23 protein-coding genes are annotated in these 24,429 nt (G+C 69.1%); 15 read left to right on the plus strand and 8 right to left on the minus strand.

What is annotated here, in order from left to right; all coding sequences use genetic code 11:
* Positions 1-39 precede the first annotated feature (39 nt).
* A complete protein-coding gene (locus ElP_RS24270) occupies positions 40-1,119 on the minus strand; it encodes a DUF4912 domain-containing protein (RefSeq protein ID WP_145274247.1) in 1,080 nt (359 codons plus the stop codon).
* Positions 1,120-1,763: 644 nt separating this feature from the next.
* Here ElP_RS24270 and ElP_RS38595 point away from each other — a divergent pair.
* The 9 genes from ElP_RS38595 (at position 1,764) to atpC (ending at position 9,823) form a co-directional block, all read left to right on the plus strand.
* Positions 1,764-1,997 carry an AtpZ/AtpI family protein gene (locus ElP_RS38595; protein WP_197446332.1) on the plus strand — a complete coding sequence of 78 codons (234 nt, stop codon included), beginning with the start codon at positions 1,764-1,766 and terminating at the stop codon, positions 1,995-1,997.
* Between the two features lie 63 nt (positions 1,998-2,060).
* The gene (atpB, locus tag ElP_RS24280; RefSeq protein WP_145274253.1) at positions 2,061-2,876 is read left to right on the plus strand and encodes a F0F1 ATP synthase subunit A; all 816 of its coding nucleotides are present in this window, start codon (positions 2,061-2,063) and stop codon (positions 2,874-2,876) included.
* Between the two features lie 100 nt (positions 2,877-2,976).
* Positions 2,977-3,357: an ATP synthase F0 subunit C gene (atpE, locus tag ElP_RS39970; protein ID WP_231749243.1), complete on the plus strand. Its 381-nt coding sequence runs from the start codon at positions 2,977-2,979 to the stop codon at positions 3,355-3,357.
* Between the two features lie 124 nt (positions 3,358-3,481).
* Entirely contained in the window at positions 3,482-4,198 is a 717-nt protein-coding gene (gene atpF / locus ElP_RS24290; RefSeq protein WP_145274256.1) for a F0F1 ATP synthase subunit B, read from the plus strand.
* 1 nt (position 4,199) lies between these two features.
* Positions 4,200-4,838 (plus strand): ATP synthase F1 subunit delta, encoded by a 639-nt coding sequence (gene atpH / locus ElP_RS24295; RefSeq protein WP_145274259.1) that lies wholly within the window; start codon positions 4,200-4,202, stop codon positions 4,836-4,838.
* Between the two features lie 95 nt (positions 4,839-4,933).
* Entirely contained in the window at positions 4,934-6,655 is a 1,722-nt protein-coding gene (gene atpA, locus ElP_RS24300) for a F0F1 ATP synthase subunit alpha (protein WP_145274261.1), read from the plus strand.
* A gap of 168 nt (positions 6,656-6,823) precedes the next feature.
* On the plus strand, positions 6,824-7,732 hold the full coding sequence (gene atpG, locus ElP_RS24305) for an ATP synthase F1 subunit gamma (protein ID WP_145274264.1): 909 nt from the start codon (positions 6,824-6,826) through the stop codon (positions 7,730-7,732).
* An 85-nt stretch (positions 7,733-7,817) separates the two neighbouring features.
* Positions 7,818-9,260 carry a F0F1 ATP synthase subunit beta gene (atpD, locus tag ElP_RS24310; RefSeq protein ID WP_145274267.1) on the plus strand — a complete coding sequence of 481 codons (1,443 nt, stop codon included), beginning with the start codon at positions 7,818-7,820 and terminating at the stop codon, positions 9,258-9,260.
* Positions 9,261-9,334: 74 nt separating this feature from the next.
* The gene (gene atpC, locus ElP_RS24315; protein ID WP_145274270.1) at positions 9,335-9,823 is read left to right on the plus strand and encodes an ATP synthase F1 subunit epsilon; all 489 of its coding nucleotides are present in this window, start codon (positions 9,335-9,337) and stop codon (positions 9,821-9,823) included.
* Positions 9,824-9,925: 102 nt separating this feature from the next.
* On the opposite strand, the gene ElP_RS24320 is transcribed toward atpC, so the two are convergent.
* The 6 genes from ElP_RS24320 to ElP_RS24345 all read right to left on the minus strand — a co-directional run bounded on the left by ElP_RS24320 (position 9,926) and on the right by ElP_RS24345 (position 18,434).
* Complete coding sequence (locus ElP_RS24320) at positions 9,926-13,441, minus strand: outer membrane protein assembly factor BamB family protein (RefSeq protein ID WP_197446333.1); 3,516 nt, start codon at positions 13,439-13,441, stop codon at positions 9,926-9,928.
* Between the two features lie 85 nt (positions 13,442-13,526).
* Positions 13,527-14,489, minus strand: coding sequence for a hypothetical protein (locus tag ElP_RS24325; protein WP_145274276.1), 963 nt, complete (start codon positions 14,487-14,489; stop codon positions 13,527-13,529).
* Between the two features lie 47 nt (positions 14,490-14,536).
* Complete coding sequence (locus ElP_RS24330; RefSeq protein ID WP_145274278.1) at positions 14,537-16,102, minus strand: hypothetical protein; 1,566 nt, start codon at positions 16,100-16,102, stop codon at positions 14,537-14,539.
* 110 nt (positions 16,103-16,212) lie between these two features.
* Positions 16,213-17,040 carry a 3-keto-disaccharide hydrolase gene (locus ElP_RS24335; RefSeq protein WP_145274281.1) on the minus strand — a complete coding sequence of 276 codons (828 nt, stop codon included), beginning with the start codon at positions 17,038-17,040 and terminating at the stop codon, positions 16,213-16,215.
* 34 nt (positions 17,041-17,074) lie between these two features.
* Positions 17,075-17,353: a hypothetical protein gene (locus ElP_RS24340; RefSeq protein WP_145274284.1), complete on the minus strand. Its 279-nt coding sequence runs from the start codon at positions 17,351-17,353 to the stop codon at positions 17,075-17,077.
* 139 nt (positions 17,354-17,492) lie between these two features.
* Positions 17,493-18,434 (minus strand): serine/threonine protein kinase, encoded by a 942-nt coding sequence (locus ElP_RS24345; RefSeq protein ID WP_145274287.1) that lies wholly within the window; start codon positions 18,432-18,434, stop codon positions 17,493-17,495.
* Positions 18,435-18,766: 332 nt separating this feature from the next.
* Here ElP_RS24345 and ElP_RS24350 point away from each other — a divergent pair, with 332 nt between their 5' ends.
* The 6 genes from ElP_RS24350 (at position 18,767) to ElP_RS24375 (ending at position 23,300) form a co-directional block, all read left to right on the plus strand.
* A complete protein-coding gene (locus tag ElP_RS24350) occupies positions 18,767-19,534 on the plus strand; it encodes an FKBP-type peptidyl-prolyl cis-trans isomerase (protein WP_197446334.1) in 768 nt (255 codons plus the stop codon).
* Positions 19,535-19,715: 181 nt separating this feature from the next.
* The gene (locus ElP_RS24355; protein WP_145274290.1) at positions 19,716-20,009 is read left to right on the plus strand and encodes an RNA recognition motif domain-containing protein; all 294 of its coding nucleotides are present in this window, start codon (positions 19,716-19,718) and stop codon (positions 20,007-20,009) included.
* Positions 20,010-20,176: 167 nt separating this feature from the next.
* Positions 20,177-20,992 carry an NYN domain-containing protein gene (locus ElP_RS24360; protein ID WP_145274292.1) on the plus strand — a complete coding sequence of 272 codons (816 nt, stop codon included), beginning with the start codon at positions 20,177-20,179 and terminating at the stop codon, positions 20,990-20,992.
* A 181-nt stretch (positions 20,993-21,173) separates the two neighbouring features.
* Complete coding sequence (locus ElP_RS24365) at positions 21,174-21,956, plus strand: hypothetical protein (RefSeq protein WP_145274295.1); 783 nt, start codon at positions 21,174-21,176, stop codon at positions 21,954-21,956.
* Positions 21,953-22,561, plus strand: a complete 609-nt coding sequence (locus ElP_RS24370) for a CDP-alcohol phosphatidyltransferase family protein (protein WP_145274298.1) — start codon at positions 21,953-21,955, stop codon at positions 22,559-22,561. Before ElP_RS24365 ends, ElP_RS24370 begins: the two co-directional genes overlap by 4 nt.
* Positions 22,488-23,300 (plus strand): endonuclease/exonuclease/phosphatase family protein, encoded by an 813-nt coding sequence (locus tag ElP_RS24375; RefSeq protein WP_231749244.1) that lies wholly within the window; start codon positions 22,488-22,490, stop codon positions 23,298-23,300. The genes ElP_RS24370 and ElP_RS24375 overlap by 74 nt, the downstream gene beginning before the upstream one ends.
* 9 nt (positions 23,301-23,309) lie before the next feature.
* Here the strand turns inward: ElP_RS24375 and ElP_RS24380 are convergent, their stop codons facing one another.
* Positions 23,310-24,383: a glycosyltransferase family 9 protein gene (locus ElP_RS24380; RefSeq protein WP_145274300.1), complete on the minus strand. Its 1,074-nt coding sequence runs from the start codon at positions 24,381-24,383 to the stop codon at positions 23,310-23,312.
* Between the last annotated feature and the right edge of the window lie 46 nt (positions 24,384-24,429).

Below are 24,429 nucleotides of genomic sequence, written 5' to 3' on the forward strand. Positions count from 1 at the left end.
GGCGTTCGCTGGGGAGGAGGGCCGGGGTGGCCGGGTCGATCAGAGTTCGTTGCCGTCGTGGATCATCGGCTCGAGCTCCTTGGTATTCCGCTCGACGGCCAAGACGATCGTCCGCTCCTCGACCCCGTCGGGGCTGGAGGAGACGGCCGGGATGATCTGGCGACTATCCGGGAGGCTGAAGCGGACGGAGAAGGAGCCGTCGGGCCGGAGTTTCACCGGCTCGCCCTGGAGGGTGACCTTCGCGTTGGGCTCGGTCGTACCGTAGACGATCAGCTCGGCATCGATCTCGAAGTGGAAGTCCCGGCCGCAGGATCCGTTATGCAGGGCGCCGGTGCCGAGGCTGGAGAAGTTCAGCGGGTTCATCGGCCGCCGCAACCGTTCCTCGAAGATTTCCTGCAGATCCCGGGAGGCCGAGCCGCCGTGGAGCGACTGCTTGAAGATGGTCTGGTACTGGGCATCGACGCTCGCCCAGTGCTCGTCGAGCAGGTCGGAGCAGCCGGCCCTGGGGGTGGTCACGACATTCGACCGGGCGAGGACGAAGAACCGCCCCTGCCGGGAGAGGTAGCCGATGTCGATGCGATAGGACCGCGGGGGGTCGCAGACGTCGATGTACCAGTTGTTCACCCCGCCGTGAATCGGGATGTCGCGGACCGCCCGCTCGGCGTTCGAAGTGGTGTCCTCGCTGGTCACGTCCATCACGCGGAGGATCGGCCGGGCGGTGTGCCACTCCTGGCCCATGGCGGCCTGGGCCCGGCCGAGGGTGGCCCGGCTGAGTTCCCAGTAGGTGTGCAGCCAGTAGGGGTCCCGGACCGAGGTGATGATCCGGTCCTTCACGCAACCGTGGTCGAGCGTCCGGGGCGGGGTGAGGGCCGAGGACGCCTCGTCCTCAGTCGCCGCCATGGGGCGGGCCCGGCGGCGGGCGTCTCGCCCCTTGACCTCGGACGTATGCTGCTTCCGAGTGCCGACCTTGCGGGATGGTGAGGGCGGAGGGGCCGTGGCGGCGGTGAGGGCTCGAACGAGCTGGTCCTTCCGCATCGCGTGCCAACCGGGGATCCCCCGGTCCTTCGCCATCCGGGCCAGCTCCTTCTTATTGCAGTCCTTGAGCGTCTCGACAGTCATCTGTGGCCACTCCGTCTCCGGGCCGCGGGGCGGGACCCCGCGGCCCGTCGTGATCATCGCGGGCATCATCCGTGAGTGGGCCGATCCGGAGAAATCCGTGCCTCCCGGACTGCGGACTGGCGATCGACGCCAGACGATCGGCGTACGATGGGCGCGAGACCGGATCCCGATGGACTGTTCGCTCCGAAAACACCGAGGGCGGCCATCCGATCCCCCGACCTGGGAATCAGACGCCGCCCGTCCTGTCGATTCGGTGCTGGAGCGAGCCTGTGCCCATCGGCAGGTCCCTCTCATCGCTCTGCGGGATCGCGGGCGTAACTTCCAGCTACCGTGGTGATACCACGGACGGCAATCCCCTGTCAATGAAAATTTGGGGACAACTGTCCGATGCCGGACAGTTGCACCGCCTCGATACAGTTGCGCGGGCGCCGGTTCCCGGGCCACGGTCCCTCTTGTGAAAAATTTCTCAAAGTCATCCCCTGGGGAGTTGACAGCGCCGTCCGCGGCACGGTATCACCGTTCCTCATCGGCGGGACGATCGTGGGCCCAGCTCGGTCCCTACGACCGGGAGGCTTGGCGCCCGGGTCCCGTTGCCGCGATCGACGCGGCCGCAGCCCCGGGCGAGGCGGGGCCAGGAATCTGCCGTGCCCCCCGAGCAGCCCCAGAGCCCCCTATCCGTCGGCGTCTCCTGGGCCTACCGGATCACGGCAATCGGCCTGGAGTTCTCGCTCCCGACGCTCGCCGGGTACCTGCTCGATCGCCGATGGGAGAGTTCGCCGGTCGCCACGCTGATCGGCGCTTGCCTCGGCTTCGCCGCCGGGCTCTACCACCTGATCCTGCTGACCGGTCACGGCCGGCACCCGGGCCGGGGCGAGTGACCCCGGCCCCCGAGCGACCCGGACCGAGATCGATCGCCCCCTCCCCGAGCCTCACCGAAGACCATGGCTGAAGAACACGCCCACAGCCCGCTGGACCACGTGGTCGACCATCCGACCCTGGAGTTCCCGTTCGTCGGCGAACTGGAGCTGCCGGTGATCCAGGGAATCCAGGTGACGCGCTTCATGGTGATGGAGGCACTGGCCGCGGTGCTCGTGATCGCCGTATTCGTGCCCCTGGCTCGGCATGCGGCCAAGAACCGCGTGACGAGGGGGCCCCTGCTGAACACGTTCGAGTCGATGGTCCTGTTCATCCGGGACCAGATCGCCCGGCCGGCGATCGGGGGCCACCACGCCGACCGTTTCCTGCCGTTCCTCTGGACGATCTTCTTCTTCGTGCTCTTCTGCAACCTGCTGGGGATGATCCCCGGCGGGGCCTCGGCCACCGGCAACATCAACGTGACGGCCGTGCTGGCGTTGATGACCCTCTGCGCCGTGATCGTCGCCGGGGTGGAGGAGATGGGGGTGGCGGGCTTCTTCAAGAACCTGATCCCTCACATGGATTTGCCCGTCTACTTCAAGGTCGTGCTGGTGCCGCTGATGTTCGTGATCGAGGTGGCCGGCCTGCTGATCCGGCACGTCGTGCTCTCGGTGCGACTCTTCGCGAACATGCTGGCCGGCCACATCGTGCTGGCGGTGATCCTCGGTTTCGCCCTGACGGTGGGCCAGGCGGCCCTCTACATCAAGGGGCCGGTGATCGCCGCCAGCGTCGGCGGCGTGGTCTTGCTGAGCCTGCTTGAGCTCTTCGTCGCGTTCCTGCAGGCCTACATTTTCACGTTCCTGTCTGCCCTGTTCATCGGCTCGGCCGTCCATTCCCACTGACCCGTACCCGAACCCCGGCGGGCCGACCGGCGGCGGGCGTTCGCCGTGCCCGAGGCCCTCGATCGAACGACCCCAATCCCCCTACGGAGTGTTCCCCGCCATGTCGATCGCGAAGATCGCCGCCCCGGCCCTGGTCCTCGCCGCCGTGCTGCTCATCCCCGCCGCCTCGGCCCTCGCCCAGCAGGACTCCGCCCCGGTCGTCACCTACCAGGCCGCGGACGCCGACGAGGCCGCCCGGGTCGCCAACGCCGCCTCGAACAAGGGCGCCTTCTACGACACGCGGGCCATGGGCGTCGGCCTGGTGATCATCGGCGCCGGCCTCGGCATCGGCTGGCTGACCCGATCGGCCGTCGAGAGCATGGCCCGCCAGCCGGAGCTGGCCGGCAACATCCAGACGGCCATGATCATCTCGGCCGCGCTGATCGAGGGCGTCACGTTCTTCGCGCTGATCATCATCGGCTTCATCCTGACCGCGTACTGACGGACGGCCCGGGGCGTCCCCACCCTTCGGGCGCCCCGGGGGTCGTCCGGTACTCGCCAACTCCCCCTCCCCGTCGCCCCGAACCGATCGCCGAGAACCGACCCGATCGCGAGGCCCCCCTGCGATGCTCCGGAGCAAGACCCCGGCCCACCGGCCGTCGATCCTCACTCTGATGACCCTGACGCTGCTCCTGATCGCCGGCCCCCGATCGTCGGCCGTCGCCCAGGACGAGACCGCCCCGGGCGCGGAGGCCGGCCACACCCCGGCCGCCGGCGAGGAGGCCCACGGCGGAGGCGCCGAGGCCGCCCACGGCGGGGACGACGTCAACATCCTCGCCCCCCAGCCCACGCTGGCCGTCTACACGCTCGTCGTCTTCCTGATCCTCCTGGCCGTCCTCTGGCGGTTCGCCTGGGGGCCGCTCTCCAAGGCCCTGCACGACCGGGAGCATACGCTGGAAACGGCGTTCCAGGACGCCGAGAAGGCCCGGGCCGAGGCCGCTTCGCTGCTGGAGCAGCACCGCAAGCAGATGGAGCAGGTCCAGGACCAGGTCCGCCAGATCATGGAGGAGGCCAACCGCAAGGCGCAGGCCGCCTATCAGGAGCGGCTCGACCAGGCGCGGGCCGACGCCGAGGCCACCGCCCAGCGCGCCTCCCGGGAGATCGCCGGGGCCAAGGAGCAGGCCCTCACCGAGATCTACGAGAAGTCGGCCGACCTGGCCGTCACCGTCGCCGGCCGGATCCTCCAGCGGGAGATCGGCGTCGACGAGCAGCGTCGGCTGATTGACGTCGCCTCGCTGGAACTCCAGGCGGTCGGACCCGACGGCCGCGGAGGCATCTCCTGAGATGAGCAGCACCGCCCATCACACGCCCGACGTGACCGGCACCGCCCTCGAGGAAGGTGCCGACGAGATCGCCCGGACCTACGCCGTGGCGCTGCTCAACTCCGCCGAGTCGCAGGGCGAGACCGATGCCGTCCTCGACGAGCTGGACGAACTCTCTGCCGACGTCTTCCGGGACCAGCCCGAGTTCGCCCGCCTCTTGAGCTTCGGCATCAGCGACCCGGAGCGTCGAGACCAGCTCTTGACCTCGGCATTCGAGGGCCGGGCCCTCCCGACGGTCCTTCGCTTCCTCCGGGTGCTCAACCGCCGAAACCGGCTCCGACTGATCCCGGCGATCGCGGTGACGGCCCGGGCGATCTGGGACCGGCGCAACAACCGCGTGCCGGTGGCCGTCAAGACGGCGGTCCCCCTCGACGACAGCCAGCGTGAGTCGCTCAAGCATCGTCTCCTCGCCCTGACCGGGGGCGCGACCCCGATGCTCTCCGAGGAGGTCGAGCCCGAGATCCTCGGCGGACTGGTCGTCCAGGTGGGCGACCAGCTCTTCGACGCCTCGATCCGAGGCCGGCTGCGGCGAATCCGGGCCGAGCTGACCCGAGGCCGGGCCGGGGAGATCCGCCGCCGGACCGATCTCGTGACCGACTGACCGTCACCGAACACCCCAAACGTGACCCGAGCCGGCGGCATGCCCCAGCCGAGCACCCGGCCCCCCGAGCCAGCCCCCCCTTCCAAGGTCGACCCATGAAATTCCGATCCGACGAGATCACCTCCATCATCCAGCGGGAGATCCAGGAGTTCCGGGCCGATGTGGACCGCGTCGAGGTCGGCCGGGTCCTGGAAGTCGGCGACGGCATCGCCCGGATTCACGGCCTCTCGGGCATCATGGCCGGCGAGGTCGTCGCCTTCGAGAACGGCATCCGGGGGATGGCGCTGAACCTGGAGGAGTCCTCCGTCGGCGTGATCATCCTCGGCGACTTCAAGCAGATCCAGGAGGGTCAGGTCGCCACGGCCACCGGCGAGCTGCTCAGCGTCCCCGTCGGCGACGCCATGGTCGGCCGCGTGGTCAACCCGCTCGGCGAGCCGATCGACGACGCCGGCCCGATCCTGACCGACCGAACCCGGCTGGTCTTCTCCCCGGCACCCGGCATCGCCGAGCGTCAGCCGGTGGACGAGCCGCTGCAGACCGGCATCAAGGCCATCGACTCGATGATCCCGATCGGCCGAGGCCAGCGTGAGCTGATCATCGGCGACCGCAAGACCGGCAAGACCGCGGTCGCCCTCGACACGATCCTCAATCAGAAGGGCCAGGGGGTCATCTGCGTCTACGTCGCCATCGCCCAGAAGGAGTCGACGACCGCCCAGATCGTCGACATCCTCAGGCGGGAGGGGGCGATGGACTACACGATCGTCGTCGCCGCCGGCGCCAGCGACCCGGCCCCGCTCTCCCACATCGCCCCTTACGCCGGCTGCGCGATCGCCGAGTACTTCATGTACGAGCAGGGGATGGCCACCCTCTGCGTCTACGACGACCTCTCCAAGCAGGCCGTCGCGTACCGAGAGCTCTCCCTGCTGCTCCGCCGCCCGCCGGGCCGCGAAGCCTACCCGGGGGACGTCTTCTACATCCACTCCAGCCTCCTGGAGCGCTCGGCGAAGCTGGCCGAGCGCTACGTCATCGTCCCCGAGAGCGCCCCGACCGACACTCCGAGCGACCCGGTCACCGACGCCTGGGCCGTCAACGGCAAGGTCTACGTGGGCGTCCCGGGGAAGGAGGAGGCCGAGCACGACCTGAAGGCGAATTACGCGACGGGCCACAAGATCGCCAAGACGGCCAAGTCGGGCGGCTCGCTGACGGCCCTGCCGCTGATCGAGACGCTCGAGGGGGAAGTCTCAGCCTACATCCCGACCAACGTGATCTCGATCACCGACGGCCAGATCTACCTCCAGCCCGACCTGTTCTTCGCCGGCGTCCGCCCCGCGGTCGACGTGGGCATCTCCGTCTCCCGGGTGGGCGGCAAGGCTCAGATCCCGGCGATGAAGAAGGTCGCCGGCGGCCTCCGCCTTGACCTGGCCGCCTTCCGAGAGCTGGAGGCGTTCGCCCAGATCGGCACCGAGCTGGACAAGGCCACCCAGCAGCAGCTCGACCGCGGGTATCGGATGGTCGAACTGCTCAAGCAGCCCCAGTACCAGCCGATGCACGTGGTCGACCAGGTCATGAGCATCTTCGCCGGCGCCGAGGGCTACCTCGACGACATCACCAACTCCCAGGTCCAGCTCTTCGAGCGCGAGTTCCTCCGGTTCGTCTCGACCGAGAAGAAGGAGGTCCGGGACCTCCTGCTCAAGGACAAGAAGTTGACCGACCAGGTCGTCTCCGGCCTCCGGGCGGCCCTGGACGAGTTCAAGACCCGGTTCCGGACCGCACACCCGCTGCCGAAGGCCGGGACCCCGGCCACGGCCGCCGTTTGATCCGATCCCCATGCGTTGACCGTCCCACCCCCGGTCGTCTGTCCCCGGCCCGGCAACGGGCCGGGGGGCACGTGCCCCGGGGGTCGACGGGTTCGGTCACCCGGGCGAAGGCCCGCCACCACCCGGCCCGTTGGAACCGGCCCACCCCGAGACGAGACGCCACCGACCATGGCCAAGGCCCGAGCGATAATCAAGCGCCGCAAGGCGGTCCAGAACATCAAGAAGATCACGCGGACGATGGAGTTGATCGCCACCGCCCGCTTCCGAAAGGCGTTGGACCGCGCCACCCAGGCCGAGGCCTATACCCGGAAGATCGCCGAGATCGTGGCCGACCTGCGCGGCACCTCCTCCCAGGTCTCGCACCCGCTGCTGGAGGAACGGGCTCCGGTCCGCCGGGTCGCCGTGCTCGTGCTCACGAGCAATCGGGGACTCGCCGGCAGCTACAACGGGAATGTCCTCCGGATGGCGACCCGGAACTACGAGGAGCACCAGGAGTCGGGCAGGCCGGTCAACCTCGAGGTCTCCGGCAAGCGCGGCATCGCCTTCCTCAAGTTCCGTCGAATCCCGATCGACACGACCTACACCACGTTCGAGGATCGCCCGCAGTTCGAGGAGGTCGAGGTCCTGGCGAATCAGTACATCGGCCAGTTCCTCCGCGGGGAGATCGACAGGTTGGAGGTGGTCTACACGAAGTTCCTCTCCTCCTCCCGGCAAGTCCCCGTCACCGAGACGCTCCTGCCGATGACGGTCGCCCAGGTCGGCGAGGACACCTCCCGGCATCCGGCGAAGGGGGCGGCCCCCGGCCGCAAGGTGGCCCACGTCCCCTACGAGTTCCTCCCCGACCCGGCGAGCATCCTCGAGGAGATCGTCCCCGCCTCGTTCAAGGTCCGGCTGTTCAAGTGTTTCCTCGACGCGGCCGTCAGCGAGCAGATCATGCGGATGATTGCCATGCGGGGGGCGACCGAGAATGCCGACGAGATGGTCAAGACCCTCACCCGGCAGTACAACCGCGCCCGGCAGTCCCAGATCACCCGGGAGTTGTCCGAGATCATCGGCGGCGCCGCCGCCCTGGAATGATCACCCGTCGACGCGCCCGTGACGCCCCGCCGGACGAACCCCGGACACTCCCCCCGAGCCTAGTCGCATCCCGAGGACCCACCCCATGGCCACCGCCACCGCCACCGGACGGATCACCCAGATCATCGGCTCGACCTTCGACGCCGAGTTCGCCGAGGGCCACCTGCCCGAGATCTACAACGCCCTCCGCGTCGACGCCGAGGTCAAGGGAGTTACGGTGTCGCTGACCGGCGAGGTCCAGCAGCACCTCGGCGGCAACCGCGTCCGGTGCGTCGCCCTGGGCGGCACCGACGGCCTGGTCAGGGGGATGGGTGTGGTCGACACCGGCGGCCCGGTGAGCGTCCCGGTCGGCACCGAGACCCTCGGCCGGGTCTTCAATCTGCTGGGCAAACCGATCGACGGCCGGGGCCCGGTCGCGGCCAAGGAGTACTGGCCGATCCACCGAGCGGCCCCGTCGTTCGACACCCTCTCGCCGAAGACCGAGGTCTTCGAGACGGGCATCAAGGTCGTCGACCTGCTCACGCCCTTCGTCCGGGGCGGCAAGATCGGCCTCTTCGGCGGTGCCGGGCTGGGCAAGACGGTGATCCTCCAGGAACTGATCGCCCGGATCGCCAAGGTGCACAGCGGCTATGCCGTGTTCGCCGGGGTCGGCGAGCGGACCCGGGAGGGGAACGACCTCTGGCTCGAGATGCAGGAGACCAAGACCGGGACCGGGGCCGACGCCAAGTCGGTCATCGACAGCACGGTCATGTTCTTCGGCCAGATGAACGAGCCGCCCGGCGCCCGTCTCCGGGTCGCCCTCTCGGCCCTTACCAACGCCGAGTGGTTCCGTGACGCCACCGGCGCCGAGACCCTGTTGTTCATCGACAACATCTTCCGCTTCAGCCAGGCCGGCTCCGAGGTCTCCGCCCTGCTGGGCCGGATGCCCTCGAACGTGGGCTATCAGCCGACCCTCGCCACGGAGATGGGGGCCCTTCAGGAGCGGATCACCTCGACGAACAAGGGCGCCATCACCTCCGTCCAGGCCGTCTACGTGCCGGCAGACGACCTGACCGACCCCGCCCCGGCGACGACCTTCGGCTTCCTCGACGCCTTCATCGTGCTCTCCCGATCGATCTCCGAGAAGGGCATCTACCCGGCCGTCGACCCGCTCGGCTCGACCAGCCGGATCCTCGACCCGCAGTACATCGGCGAGGAACACTACGAGGTCTCGCGCCGCGTCCAGTCGATCCTCCAGCGATACAAGGAGCTCCGGGACATCATCGCGATCCTCGGGATCGACGAGCTGTCGGAGGAGGACAAGATCGTCGTCCACCGCGCCCGTCGCATCGAGCGATTCCTCTCGCAGCCGTTCTTCGTGGCCGAGGTCTTCATCGGCAAGGCGGGCAAGTACACGCCCCTGGCCGAGACGATCCGGAGCTTCAAGGAAATCTGCGACGGCAAGTGGGACCACCTCCCCGAGAGCGCCTTCCTGTACGTCGGCGCCGTCGAGGAGGCCGAGGAGCAGGCCAAGCGGATGGCCCGCTGAGCCCTTCCGACCTCGCCGTCGCCTTGCCCGAAGCGAGAATGCCCCGAGAACGAACCGGGAGACCCTGATCGGCCATGTCCACCACTGCGGCCCTGATCGACCCCGAGGATGGTTTCGACACCCCGCCGGGCAGCCCGGTGAAGAAGGAACATCGCGGAGTGCGCTGCGTCATCGTCACCCCCGAGGCGACCATCCTCGACGAGCATGCCGAGTTCGTCGCCCTGCCGCTCTACGACGGCGAACTCGGGGTGCTCCCGGGGCGGGCGCCAGTGATCGGTCGTCTCGGTTATGGCGAACTCCGGATCCGCACCGGGGAGATCGCCCGGCGTTTCTTCGTCGACGGCGGATTCGCCCAGATCCGGGACGACGTGGTCACCGTCCTCACGTCCCGGGCCTTCCGCGTCGATCAGATCGACGCCGATGCCGCCCGGTCCGAGCTGGACTCCGCCAAGTCTCGACGGGCGACCACCGACCTGGACCAGGTCGAGAAGCAACGGGCCGAGGACCGCGCCCGGGCCCTGTTGCGGCTCTCCGGCCGGGGTACCGCCTCCCCTGCCCGATGACCAAACCCGCCCCGGGGTCACGCGGCCCCGGATCGGAGCGACCCGCCCGCGTCGAGTTCGACGCGGGTCGCCGTATCAAGCAATATTCATGGCGTCCCGGGCTCACTCCGTCGAGGATTCGGCTCGAATCAACGGCATCGGTCGGACGGTGCCGGGCCCGACGGGGACGATGAGCGCGTCGCCGAGCAACGAGGGGCCTCCCGCGGGGAGCGGGGTCAGCCCGAATCGGTCGATCGATGCGCCGTCGAACAGCGATCGTCGATGCAGCGTGCCACCCAGGGTCAGCAGCCAGACCTCGTCGCCGCCGATCGAGGGCGGCCCGGCCAGCGTGTCTCCCTCCAGGTCGATCGTCCAGAGCCGTTCTCCCCCGGGGCCGAACGCGATCACCTTGCCCGAGGCGTCCGCGACGACGACGGTCCCGGTCGCCGCGTCGGTGTAGGGCCCGAGCGCCAGGGGGGCGTCCAGCTCCCAGGCACCGGCCGGGCTGAGGTCGCGGGCGGCGAGTGCCCGGATCCATCCGTCGGCGGTGGCCAGGATCACGGTATCCATGGTCGACCCCGGCGGGGCGACGAGTTCCTGATTGAGGTCCACCTCGACTTCGACCATCAGGCTCGGCCGCCCTCCGTCTTCCCGGACCAGGCGTCGGACGGTCCCGTCCCGGTCGGCCAGCGCGACGGCATCCCCATCGAGCAGGGCCGGGTCGAGCCATCGGAGTGGCCCGTCGCCGGTGAAGCTCGGCAAGAGAGGATCGGCCTGGGGGCCGCCGGTCCTCGGGTCGACGAGGTAGGCCCTCCCATCGACGCCCGGGACGAGCAGATTCCCCCCCCAGACCATGGGGCTGGCAGCCAGGGGTGAGGGGAGCACGACCCGGGTGAGGTCGCCGGGGCCGTCTCCGCGGACGTAGAGGTGGTCGGCCTCGGCCGGCGGCAGGATCAGCGTCACGTCACCGGCTTCGAGCCGCCTGAGCCGGCCGACCGGCAGCCGTCGATCGCCCGGTCGGGGCAGCATCTCCTGGACGAATCCACCTGCCTCGATCGACTCGATTGGCAGGAGGAGTCGGCGACCATCCCCGGAAAGCGTGTCGAGGCCCCGGCCGTCGGGCGTCGGCTCCGCGGGGGTCGGCCAGGGGGAGCCGAGCAAGGTCCTCCAGGCCACGGATCCACTCCGGGGCTCGACACACCAGAGCGATGCCCCCCGGCCAAGCTCTGGCTGCTGGGTGAGGATCATCCGGCCCTCGACGACCTGGGGGGGGGCCGTCGCGGCGCCGGCCTGGGAGAGGGTCCAACCGGAGGAGATCTTCCCCTGCTCCGCGTCGAGCTGGTAGAGGGCCGAGCGGGCCGAGGCGACCCAGAGCTCTCGATCGGTCCGCGCGTAGGCGAAGGTCGGCCCGAGGCGAGACCCTTCCGCGACGGTCCGGGCGATGAGCTTGAACGGGTCCTCCTGTTCATAGGGGCCGATCGCGTAGGACGAAATGCCCCCGCGATCCGTCGCCGACCAGATCACCTGCCCGGAGGAGGGAGGGGTCTCCCAGGTCCAGCCGAGGTGATCGAGGCGTTGCCTCAGGCGGAGACTCGTCCCGTCCTCACCGATCTGGAAGATCGACCATCGCCCCGAGTCGGGGCGGTCGTTCTCGGCCACGATGAAATACTTGCCGAGGCGGGCGGGCGGACACGCCGCGGCCCCGGACTGGTGGCCGATGTACTCGACGGCGACGCACTCCAGCGGGTCGCGTCGGATCACGAAGGCGACCGCCGAGTGGCCGAGGACGTAGTAATATCGCCCAAGTTCGTCGGAGACCGGCGTCCTGGAGAGCCTCCGGCCGAGGTCGACGGCCCCTTGGCGCTCGCCGGTCGACACGTTGAACAGGAGGAGCCTCCCCTCGATCGTCCCCTGGGCGATCTGATTGCCCAGGATGAGCGGGGGGTCGGCCACCGGCCCGCCGAGTTTCTGTCGCCAGACGAGCCGGCCGTCGGCCCCGTCGAGGCGGACGAGGTCGTCGTGGCGGGCATCGACCACGAGCACGTCCCCGCCGGCACCCGGGATCGGCACCGGGGGGAACGGGCAGTCGAGCCCGACGGGGACGTGCCAGACCGGGGCGCCGTGGTCCGGGTCGATCCCGTACGCCAGGCCGTCGGCCACGGCGAAGGCGAGCGACCCGTCGCCGTCGGCGGGCTCGAGGGTCGAGCGGAGGACCAGCGAAGTCGGCGGCCCGAGCGGGTCGGGACGGGGCTCGGTCGAGGCCCGGATCCGGTCGGCCTCGACGGAGGTCTCTTTTCGGAGCAATTCGTTCGCCGACCGCAGCCGGGACACGACCTCGGGGTCGTCCGCCAGGTCGGGATGACGCACGACCAGGGAATCCCGGGCGTCGTACGTCGCCTCGGGGTCGCCGGCCCGGAGCCCGGCGTCCATCGCCGCGAGGGCCTCCGCCCGGTGTCGGGACTTGGTCACGGAGGCCCGGGCTCCTTCGAGCTCATCGGCGACGCCGTTACGGTCGCGGGCCAGCGTCGCGGCGGAGCCGCCGACCCGGTCATGCAGGGCGATCGCGGCCTCCGCCTGGGAGAGCGCCTCGGCGTCGGCGAGCCGGCCGGCGCGGTCGATCAGGCCGGTGATGATCTCCATGACAGCCGAGGCGAGGTCGGCCCGGGAGTCGTCGAATGCGGGTTCCTGCCGGGTCCCCTCGAACATCGAACCGGCGGCCTCCAGGGCGCTCGCCCAGGCCGGGTTCCCCCCGGTGGTGAACTGCCGGACCCGGGACATGGCCGACCGGACTCGGGCGTCGGAAGCGTGCTCGTGGCCGGGATAGGAGTCCAGGTAGGCGTCGAACCGCTCGATCGCATTGCGGTATTCGGCATTCTCCATGCTTTCGTTCGCCCGGGAATAGGCGCGGTCCGCGGACATCTCGCGGATGATCCCGTAGAGCCCGAACCCGAGGGAGATCATCAGGACCACGGTGAGCCCGAGCACGATCACCACCGGTGAGGACAGGACGCGTTCCTCCCCCGGCGCCTGGTCCTTGCCGAAGAGGATCGACTGGACCCATCGCACCGGCGATCGGAACGGGCTTGGCGCATTGGGTGACTCGATCCCCGGCGGCCGGGCCTTCGAGGGGCTCGGCGCCGGGCGATCGCCACCACGTCGCCTCGGGTTAGGCCTGACCGGGGTGCCGGGGGGAGGATCGAGGGCCTCCTCCACCTCGCCGAAATCGGCCTCGAAGGAGGGAGGGGCCACCTCCCCCGGCATCCCGCCCATCTGCCCGCCCCAGCCGCCGCCGACCGCCGCGCCGGGGCGTGCCCGCACCTTGGTCTTCTCGAAATCGGCCGGGCCGTCGTCCGGGGTGATCAGGAAGACGCGGGCCTTGCCGACCCGAAGCTCGCTCCCCTGCCTGAAGCTGGAAGACACGACCTTCTTGCCGTCGACCTCGATCGCCCTGGCCTCCGGAGTCGCCTCGATCTTGTACCGGTCCGTCTTCCAGCGAAGCCGCCCGTGGAAGGGCAAGGCGGACGGGTCGCCGAGCACGATGTCGCACTTCGGGTCGGAGCCGATGAGGACCTGCTGGTCCCTGGTGATGGTCAGGTACTCGACCCGCCCCTTGCCGTCGTGGATCTCGAGGGTCGCCATGCGTCGCATCCGGGGGTGGGGATCGGACGATCGGGGCCGTCCCCGATCGGCGTCCGGGCTTCGGCTCGACTCGAATGAGTGGAGTTCAATTCAGGGGCTGCTGGTCGATGACCTCGAACGCGTACCGGTTGCCGGCCGGGACGACGGTGAAGCGGGTTGTGCGGATTTCCGCCGGCTGGAGCCCCTTGTACTGCTGCTCAAGCCGGGCGAGGATCTGCTCGACCTGGTCCGGGAAGAACTGGAAGATCGGCTCCCTCGGGCCGATCGCGATGCCGGCCTTGCGGAGCAGTTCGATGTCTGACTGCCGACGCCCTCCCCCCTGCCAGAGGAAGTAAAGCCGCTCGTCGTTGCCCCGATTCGTCACCCGGACGTCGGGCCTGGCCTTCGTGAAATTGGCGGCGTAGTGCATCTGGCCGTCGAGGACCGTCGCCATCTCCACCCCGAAGAAGTCGAGGAGGCGGGCGTATTCGTCGAGCGTCTGGCCCGGGTTGTAGAGGATACTCCAGCGCTGCTCCCGGGGGACGCCGCCGTCCCCGCCGCCGAGACCGTACGAGGCCGCCCCGGAGCCGAGCTTCGAGGCCCGGATGCCGGTGGCGACCGCCCCGCCCTGGGGCATCTCCTCGGCCAGGTCGGCGAACTGCTCGTCGGCCAGCGCCTCCACCATCGCCGAGGGCGTCTGCTGCACGGCGGGTTCCTCGAAATCCGCGGGGGACAGCTCGCTGTTAGAGGCGAAGGCCGCAGCCGCCGCATCGCTCACGTCGACCCGCTCGGTCGAGTCCTCCTCTCCCTCCGGCGTGCCACCGCCGCCGAACACCTCGATGATCCGGATCTCGGCCGGGACATTCTTGGCGTAGGACTGGTTCGTCAGGTAGATCAGCCCGAGCCATCCCACGACGATCACCGAGCCGATGATCACCGCCATAAGCAGCGACGTGACCCGGTCGTAGGCCGATTCCCCGTAGATGCGAGGGCCGATCGGCTGGAGAGCCTCGGAGGCCGGCCCGGGCGGGGTCGGGGTCGACGTGTCGGGAGTATTTCGTGCCGTCATGGGGCGGTCTCGCGTCGGATCGGCCCGGTCGCCGCCAGGAGTGGGGCCTAATCGACCAGTTCCGGGGGGCGGACCGATTCGTACCACGCCCGCCATCGCTCCGCGGATGCCCGCTTCTGCTCGGCGTCGGCGTTCGGGGGCGGCCCGAAGCCGTCGAGGCGCCGGCTGATCAGGCCGAGCCCGTAGCGGGCGGTCGCCACTACCTCGTCGTTCGGATCTTCCAGCGCGGCGATCAAATCCGGGACCACGTCGAGGTCCCCGGTCCGGGCCAGGGCCCAGGCGGCCGTCAGTCGCTGCGAGGGGATGCCGTCCAGCAACAGGACCCGGAAGCGGTCCTTGTAGGGCTTCAATGCGAGCGAGCCGCTCGTGAAGTAGCGGTCGATCAGGCCCGACAGGGCCGACTCGGTCCCGTCGGCCCGGGCGTCCTCCAGCACCGCGAGCATCTCGTCGATGGCCCCATTCATCGGCCGGACGACCACTCGACCCTGGGCGACCGTGAGGTTTTCGAGGTTCTCGGGTAACCCCCGGCCGCCGAGGAGCGTCCCCGAGGCGAGTCGCTCGACCTTGATCCGGGCCATCGACTTCTCCGTGGCCCGGGTCAGGAACAGCAGGGCCCAGGACGTATTCGGGATGGCGTCGTACTGGGCATTCCAGCTCCCGTCGCCCCCCTGGGAGCTGACGATGTACTGGCCGCCGACCCGGAACCAGTCGACCGAGCCGAATTGATCCTGCTCACCCAGGCCGCCGACCCGCTCGCAGCCGTAGAGGCCGTAATAGCTCGATGGGCCGAACAGCGTGTCCTGTCCCGGCCTGAAGTTGCGGGCGATCCAGGCAATCCCCTGGCCGATCGCCTGCTCGAACTGGGAATCGGTCAGGCCGACCCGATACTCCGCCAGGTCGCTGTCGGGGATCAGCGGGGTCAGCAGCGGGCTGATCGGCCTCGATCGGCGTTTCTTGTACGGGGCGAGTTGCATCCGGCAGATCATGATACTGCCGGTCCCGGCCGCGGTCATCGAGACGGTCGGCGGGCTGGGAGCATCGGGGTGATAGTTCCACCCCCCCCCTCGCTGCACCGACATGTACCAGCGGGCCGCCCGCTCCCAGACGCTCGGCGGCACCCGGATCCCGGCGTTCTCGGCCTCCCAGAGGCCGAGGACGGCGTACTGCGAGATCGAGCAGTCTCCCGTGTCTCCGGTCCTGGCGGAATAATCCCAGGCGCCGTTGCTCTTCTGCTTGCCGATCAGGTAGGCCGCCGCCGAGCGGAGCATCGGCCGATAGGCGACGGGGTCGAGATTGGCCATCATCATGCAGGCGACCCCCGTCTCGTAGATGTCCGCCCCGCCGGATCGGGCGGGGGCGTAGCCATCGGACGTGGAGGCCCTGAGCGCCGTCTTGACCGTCTCCTGCAGGGCCTGGTCGTCCTTCGGGACGCCGGCTTTGATCATCGCCAGGGCCGCGAGGGCGGCCTGGCCGGGATCGGTTTCCGGTCCCCTGGACTTGAGGAACTGGACCCCCTTGGCGACCTGAGCCCCCTGCCCCCTCGCGGAATCGGGGAAGCCGCAGGCGGCCAGGAGGACGAGCATCGGGATGGAGAGGCACGATCGAGCGGGCATGTTCGTGCGGTCTTCGGCCGGTCGTTCGACGGGGCATCGATCCGAGCATCCATCTTATTATGACTCGGACTCGACCCTCGGGGAAGCGCGACGCGTCGGGGGGAGGCCGATCAGTCCTCGGTCAGGGGCCGGACCTCGAACCGGCGGCAGAACAGTTCCGCCCCCTCGGACTGGAGCAGGATCTTGCCCTTGGTGAGGCTGGAGCCGGTGCCGACGTTGACCACGTAACCGTTGACGATGTTGGTGATCCGGTCGCCGTCGCAGATGACTTCCATCCGGTTCCATTCCCCGGCGGGCATCTCCACGTCCCGGGCGCCCCGGAAGCCGAGCACGTCTTCCCACTCGGGATCACGACCCCACCAGTTGAACCGGGCCGAATCGCGGGTCTCGGGGGAGCCGTCGACCGGGTCGAAGTAGAGCTGTCCCCCGTCCTCCCGGACCGAACAGGTCAGACTCGGCCGCCCGGCGCCGCCGACCAGGATGAAGTCGCCACAGCCTCCCTCAATGATCTGACACTCCACCGACTCCATCCACTGTCCGCCGGCCGCGCCGTCCTCGCCGACGCAGTGCAGCAGGATGCCCGAGTCCCGGGACCGTTCGGCCCGGGGGGCGAAGGTCTCATCTCCCCATCGCCACTCGACGATCAGGTGATAATCCTCGAATTCTTCCTCGGTCGTGATGCCGCCCCACTCCTCGCCGCTGATCCGGATCTCGCCGTCGACGATCGAGAAGACGCCCTCGGGATCCTCGTACTTGTGGTCTTTCAGATACGAGTAGAAGCCGGAGAGATCCTTCCCATTGAAGGCGAGGACCGGCTCCCCCGTCGAATGCTCAGGCAGGTCGTTCGCGAAGGGCGGCACGTCCTGGATCGGTCCCGAGGTCGGGGCCAGGAACGAGGAGAGCAGCAGGGCGGCTCCGGGGAGGAACGCTGGCGTCATGGGAGGGGCTCGCACAAGGGTGGGGAGGGTCGGATCAACCTCGCCGGCGATGGACCTCGGCGCCGAGGTCCCGGCAGAGGGTCGAGACCCGGTCGAGCAGGGCCGGATCGGGGCAGGGGATCGAGAGGAGCATGCCCTGGTTCCCCTCGATCTGATCCGGGGCGGTCACGCCGAGTCGATCGGCCCGGGCGCCGAGGCCGACGACGAGTTGGACCGCCAGGTTTCCCTGGGCCGAATTCCGGAAGTAGGCGAGGACTCGGGGGTCGTTCGCGGCCTCCGGTACGGAGCCGGGGCGAATCTGGGGGGATTCCATGTTGGAGCGTCGGTGCGGGCGTCCGGGCCGAAGCTGGCGGCGGCCGGGAACGCCCTCGGCGCCGCCCGAAGCTGACGAATCCGGACGATCCCGAGAGTGTGACCCGACGGGCCCGGCGACGCAAGCCGCCGGCGACAGATCAGCGGTCGTCCCCGGGGGCGTCCTTCAATTTCCGGAGCGCGACGGCGACCTCCGCCATCGTCGAGAACCGGTCTTCCTTGCGGCGAGCGAGGGCGCGATCGACCACCCCGCAGAGATCCGCCGGGAGGCCGGGAGCCACCTCGGCCAGCTTCATCGGCTCGGCATTCATCCGGTGGCGGATCATGGCCATTTGGTCGCCGGTCATCTCGTAGGGCAGGCGATTGGACACCATCTCGAAGGCCAGCACTCCGAAGGAGAATACGTCGATCCGGCGGTCGGTGGACTCGCGACGGATCAGTTCCGGGGCCATGTACTGGAGCGTCCCGGTGCGGTTGCCCGGCCGGTGGAAGCGGGGCTCGTCGGGCACGGCCAGGCCGAAGTCGATGATCTTGCAGACGTTCTCGCGATTGACCAGCACGTTCTTCGGGCCGAAGTCGTGGTGGATGTAGCCGCAGCGATGCACCGCGTCGAGCCCGTCGGCCGTCTGGATGAGCAGGTCGAGCTTCCCGGACAGGTCCCGGGCCCCGATCTTCCGGATCTCGTTGAGACTGACCCCCTCGATGAACTCCATCGAGAGCCAGTGCTCCTTCTTCGTGGAAAGCCCGAAATCGTAAGTGAGCACCACGTTGCGGTGCCGGATGGCGGCCCCGATCGACCCCTCGGGCGGCCTGCCTTCTTTCACGGCCCGGGCCAGGGCGTCCGCGGTCTTCTGCGCGTTCTGGACCTTGAGGCAGACGGAGCGCTTCTGGTCGTTGTCGAGCGCCTTGGAGACGTACGACATCGTCCCCTGGCTCGTCTCCGCCAGGATGGTGAAGCGGCGCGTGAGGTTGACCCGCTTCATCTTGGGGACGGCGGCGGGCTTCTCTTTCTTCGGGAGCTCGGGGGACTTCTTCCCGGGCTTCGTCTCCTTCGACTTCGACCCGAATAGCTTTCCGAACATGATGCCGTCGCCTCCCGAGGATCCGGGCCGGCCGCCGGCGGGCGACTCGGGCCTCGCGATCGGAACTCGCCCCGCCCCTCGATCCTATCCCGACCATCCCGGCCGGGGAACGGGTGGCCCGGGGAACGCCGCGGCGAGGTCCACGGGATCGGCCCCCCCGGGATCATCCTACGCGACCCGGGTGCCCCGGTGACTCGGCCCGGCGCTCCCCGTTTGGCCCATCTCGGGTTATCGCCGCCGCCCCTCCTCCGTTAGAATGGGAGGCCGAGGCGCACGAGGCGTCCTTCGCAGCCGATCCCTCCCCCTCTTCCTCCCAACCGGAAGGAGTCTCGATGAGTGACCTGATGGTCATGGCGTTGGGCGCCCTGCTGGTCGCGAGCCCAGCCGCCGCGCGGGCCCAGGACCAGCCGGCACCGAAGCAGGCCCAGGCATCCCAGGGCGACCCGTCGCCCCTGCCCGACCTCAACTCCAAGGCCAGTTACGGATTCGGCCTCAATATCGGCCGCACGCTGAAGACGCAGGCCGATCAGTTCCGGCTCGACGCCACGCTCGTCGCCCGGGGCATCGCCGACGGCCTGACCGACTCCCAGCCCCTGCTGACCGAGGAACAGTGCAATCAGGTGATGGAGGAGTTCGAGAAGCAGCTCCTCGCCCGGCAGATGGAAGCCGAGAAGGAGATGCTCGAGGCGAACAAGGAACAGGCCGCCTCGAACAAGGCCGCCGGCGAAGCCTACCTTGCCGAAAATGGCAAGAAGCCGGGGGTCAAGATGCTCAGCTCCGGCATCCAGTACGAGCCGATGAAGGCGGGGCAGGGGGCGACCCCGACCCTCACCGACACCGTCACGATCAACTACAAGGGCACGCTGCTCGACGGCACGGTCTTCGACTCGACCGACGGCAAGGGCCCGATGACCTTCCCCGTCGGCGAGTTCATCGAGGGCTGGAAGCAGTCGCTCCAGCTGATGAAGGTCGGCGACAAGTGGCGGGTCGTCATCCCCCCGGAGTTGGCCTACGGCGAGTCGGGGACCCCGGGCGGCCCCATCCCCCCCAACGCCACCCTGATCTTCGAGATCGAGCTGCTCGGAATCGCCGGCAAGTGATCCGCATCGGCCGCCGCCCGACTGGACCGGGGTGGGCACCCCTCGTCGGGCCACCGAACGAACATGGCGGCGCGCACGTAGAAGCCCGGGAGACCCGGGGTGGGGCGACAATCCCGGGCCAGCGATCAGGTCTGTCTTCCCTCTCGAATCCACCAGCAAATCGAAAGGATTTCTTCCCAATATGAGGATCTACGTCGGAAATCTTAGCTATTCGGTGACTTCGGAGATGCTGCGGTCGATGTTCGAGCCCTTCGGCACCGTGGACTGGGCCGAGGTTCAGACCAAGATGAGGACCGGCCGCTCCCGAGGGTTCGGCCTCGTCGACATGCCCGACGACGACCAAGCCCGCGCGGCGGTCGAGGCCCTGGACGGCTCGGAGGTCGAGGGTCGTGTCCTCTCGGTCAACGAGTCAAGGCCCCGACGATCGGTCCGAGACCTCTACGCCGGCGGCTGGTCCGCCTCGGCTCGTCGTTGAGCCGCCCCCACCGGCCTCGATCGCGGCCCGGCCCCCGGCCGGCCCGCGATCGGGGCCGACGACTCGGGATTGCGGGGAACTCGGCCGGGGCGTAGCGTATGCTTCGTACCATGGGCCTCCGCCGGTCCCCTCACCGATCCCCCCTGACACCACGCCCCACTGCTCCCATGAACGCCGACGAAGGCCGGACCCTTGCCGTCTTCATCGACCTGGAGAACCTCGCCCTGGGGTTCGAAAGCCAGAAGAAGCCCCGATTCGACATCCAAAAGGTGCTCGAACGGCTCGTCGAGAAGGGCAAGATCATCGTCAAGAAAGCCTACTGCGACTGGAATCGCTACCAGGCCTACACCGCCCCCTTCCACGAGTCGGCCATCGAGCTGATCGAGATCCCCCGGCGCAGCCAGACGGGCAAGAACTCGGCCGACATCCGGCTAGTGGTCGATGCGATGGACCTCGCCTGGAGCAAGTCCCACATCGACACCTTCGTGATCGTCTCGGGGGATTCCGACTTCTCCCCGCTCGTCTCCAAGCTCAAGGAGAATGACAAGCACGTCATCGGCGTCGGCATGAAAGGCTCGACCTCCGAGCTTCTCCGGGACAATTGCGACGAGTTCATCTATTACGAGGACCTCGAGCGCTACGAGCAGGACGAGCAGGAGACGGTCAAGCAGCTCGACTCCTCCATCCCCGAGAAGAAGCGGGAGGTCTTCACCCTGCTCATCGAGGCCTGCAACGCCCTGACCCGGGAGAATCACGACATCCTCTACGCGTCGATGATCAAGGAGACGATGAAGCGGAAGAAGCCCTCGTTCGACGAGAGCTACTACGGCTACAAGACCTTCACCCATTTGCTGGAGGAGGCCGACAACGCCGCCGTCGTCGACATCGCCCGGAGCCCCAAGAGCGGCACCTACGTCGTCACCCGGTTCGGCGACCGCAAGGCGATCCTCAACGGCCGGGCCAAGCCGAAGCGGTCGTCCTGAACCGGGCCGCCCGGATGCCCGACGTCCCCGGACCCGGCGAAACGATCGACGGCCCCCCGGCATCGTGGTTGCTCAGATCTTCTCATCAGGCCGGGGATCGTTGCCGGGGGCGGGTCGAACCCGAGGTCGCCCGCCGGACCTGACCAAGGAACCCCGGTCGGAGATCGACCGGGGCCCTCAGATGAGCCGCAGCACCCTGGCCGAAGATCGCCGAGCGGATTCGGCCGAGTCCCCGGGGGGATCGGATCCGAGGGTCCTTTGCATCCTCGTCCTCCCCCGCGTGGGGATCGAGCCGATCTTCTATTACGAGCCGAGACTCGGCGACGAGGACTCGGGGGATGACGACTCCACCTCCGGTTTGACGACGGCCACGGACGGGCCCCGGGCCCGATCCGACCGGCTCCTGACCTGGATCCGGGACGCCGAGTCCCATGCGCCCGCCTGGCTCCGATCGCCGATCTCCTGGCTCAAGGCGAAGCTGCCGGCCGACGAGCGACTGCTCATGGCCCTCCGCAACGCGAAGGCCATCACACTCGTCCACCCGAGCACCCTCCCCGCCGAGGAAGCCCGGCTGGCCTGGCGGGAGTACCTCGGGAATCGCCTCCGGTTCCGGCTCTCCTGGCTCCTGCTCGATCTCGTGATCCTGGTCCCCTCGATCTTGATCTCGGTCCTGCCGGGGCCGAACGTGGTCGGTCTCTGGGTCGCGTTCCGGGTGATCGCCCATGCGGTCGCCCTGTTCGGGATTTCCCGGGCGACCCGGGGGCGGATCGGCCTCTCCTCCCGCGTCTCCCCGATGCTCGACGGCCCGGTGATCTCCAATCGACGCGAGGCCGAGCGGGTCCAAAAGCACTTCAACCTGATCGGACTCCGGGGTCGATTGAAGCGAGAACGCGTGGTCGCCCGGATTCGGATCCGCGATCGTCGATCCGCCGGAGGGCTCCGCACCGAGGAGGCCCGACGGTGAGCCGATCGTCCCGGGCGATGGCCCACTTCCTGCCCAACATCCTGACCTTCGCGAGGATCGGCCTGGCGGGGATTTTCCCGCTGACCAGCCCCTCGTACTGGCCGACGATCCTCATCCTGTCCGCCGCAAGCGACGCCTTCGATGGCGCCTTCAGCCGCCTCTTCCATGCGTCGAGCACGTTCGGCCGGACTCTCGATCCGATCGCCGACAAGCTCTTCATCGGGGTCGTGCTGCTGACGTTGCTGGCCGAGGGGATCGTGACGGTCCCCGACTTGCTCCTGGTCGCGGCCCGGGATCTCGCCGTCCTCTCCGGGGTGCTGCTGGCCGTCTCACTCAAGGGTTGGCGGTCGGTCCGCCACATGCCGCCTCGACCCCTGGGGAAGGCGACGACGGCCCTCCAGTTCCTCTTCCTGTTCTGGCTGGTGTACACTGCCCGCTCGGCCCCGGTTCCGCTGCTCGCCCTGACCGGTGCGGTCAGCGTCCTGGCGGGGATCGACTACCTCCGCCAACCCCACCGGTCGATGCCCGAGGATGCGGCGCGACGCGTCGCCAGCGACGATGCGACTGCTGAGCTACAACATCCACAAGGGGATCGGCGGTCGTGATCGCCGATACGACCTCGATCGGATCATCGCCGTGATCTCCCACGAGCGGCCCGACCTGATCTGCCTCCAGGAGGTCGCCGACGGGATCCCGAGGGCGGGCGGCGGGGACCAGGTCGCCGCGTTCTCGGGGGCGTTCCCGGACTACCACCCCGTCTCCCAGACGAACCACCGATTCCGGGTCGGATCCTACGGCAACCTGCTCCTCGCCCGCTGGAAGGTCGAGCGATCGCACGACGTCTGCTTGCGGTACCTGAATCGCAAGAAGCGGGGGGCCCAGCTGGTGGTCGTCTCGACGCCGACCGGCCCGCTGCACCTGATCAACTGGCACCTGGGCCTGCATGAAAGCACCCGGCAGTGGCAGGCCTCCTATTTGCTCGAGCACCATTGCTACCGGGAATCGTGCCACCTGCCGACGGTCATCGTCGGCGACTTCAACGACTGGCGGAACACCCTGGCCAGGGGCCCGTTCGCCCGTCACGGCCTGCGCCAGGTGACGGAGCCGCTCCAACGCTTCCGATCCTTCCCGGCCTACCTGGCGATGAGTTCGCTGGACAAGATCTTCTGCTGCCCCCAGGTCGAGGTCGAGCAGGCCCACGTCGTCCGCTCGAGGCTCGCCCGGGACGCCTCGGACCACCTCCCGTTGGTCCTCGACTTCCGCATGAAGCACCGGGCCTCCCGGGTCGAGGGGACGAGTCAGGTCGAACCCGGGCATAAGCACCAGGAGGCCCGACACGCCTGACGGCCCCGGTCAGGCGACCCTCCTCGGCGTCCCCTTCAGGGCCTCGGCGACCGCCGGCCAGACTCGATCCGGGGAAAGCTCGACCATGCATTCCATCCGGTCGCAGGTCCGGATGCAGCTCCCCGCACACCAGACGCCTGCCCGGATCACGGTCGATCCGGGGCCGTAGGGGCCGGTCTTCGCCGGATCCGTGCAGGTGAACACCGCGATCACCCGGGCCCCCGAGGCGACGGCCAGGTGCAGCGGCCCCGTGTCGTTGGAGAGGACCAGGTCGGACTCGCTCGCGACGGCGGCGAGCCCCGAGAGCGTCGTCTTCCCGGTCAGGTCCCGGACCGGCAGACCGACCGCACCGAGGCGGCCAGCGATCTCCTCGGCCAGTGGCCGATCCTCCGGGGCGCCGACGACCACCACCCCCGCGCCCGCCGTCGTGATCGCCCTGCGGGCGACCTCGGCGAAGTGCCGGGGCGGCCACCGCTTGGTGACCCATCGCGCCCCGGGGTTGATCACCATCAAAGGCCGGGGGAGATCCCCGACCGCTTCCCTCGCCCACCGCCGATCCTCTTCCCGGATCGGGAGCGAGAATCGCGGTCGAGCGACATCCGCCCCGAAGGCCGATGCCACGTCGAGCAGGCGGTCGACCGCGTGTTCCGCCCGGGAACCGATCCGATGGGTGTAGGTCCACCCGGCCCCTTCCCTCGCGTCGGCACGGCCGACCCGCACCGGGGCCCCGGTGGCGAACGCCATCAGGCCGGAGCGGAATAGCCCTTGCAGGTCGATCGCCAGGTCGAATCGACGCCGCCTCAAGCCAATCAGGAATCGGGACGACACGCCGAGGCCCCTCGGGCCGACCCCGGCCCGGGAGCGGTCGAACGGGATGACCTCGTCCAGGTCCGGGTGCCCCTCGACCAGGCCGATGAGCCCCCGATTGATCACCCAGGAGAATCGGGCGTCTGGCCAACGACCCCGGAGGGCCGAGAGGACTGGCAACGCGTGGACCACGTCCCCGAGGGCGCTCGGCTTGATCAGGCAGACTTGGCCGGGTTCCAGCTGGGCCAGGTCTCGGACCGTTCTCGAAGTCGACATGGTCGGTCCCTCCCTCCCCGCCGCCGCCGCGGTCCGGTATCCTAGC

Origin of the sequence: Tautonia plasticadhaerens, from assembly GCF_007752535.1 — a bacterium.
Taxonomy (GTDB): Bacteria; Planctomycetota; Planctomycetia; order Isosphaerales; family Isosphaeraceae; genus Tautonia; species Tautonia plasticadhaerens.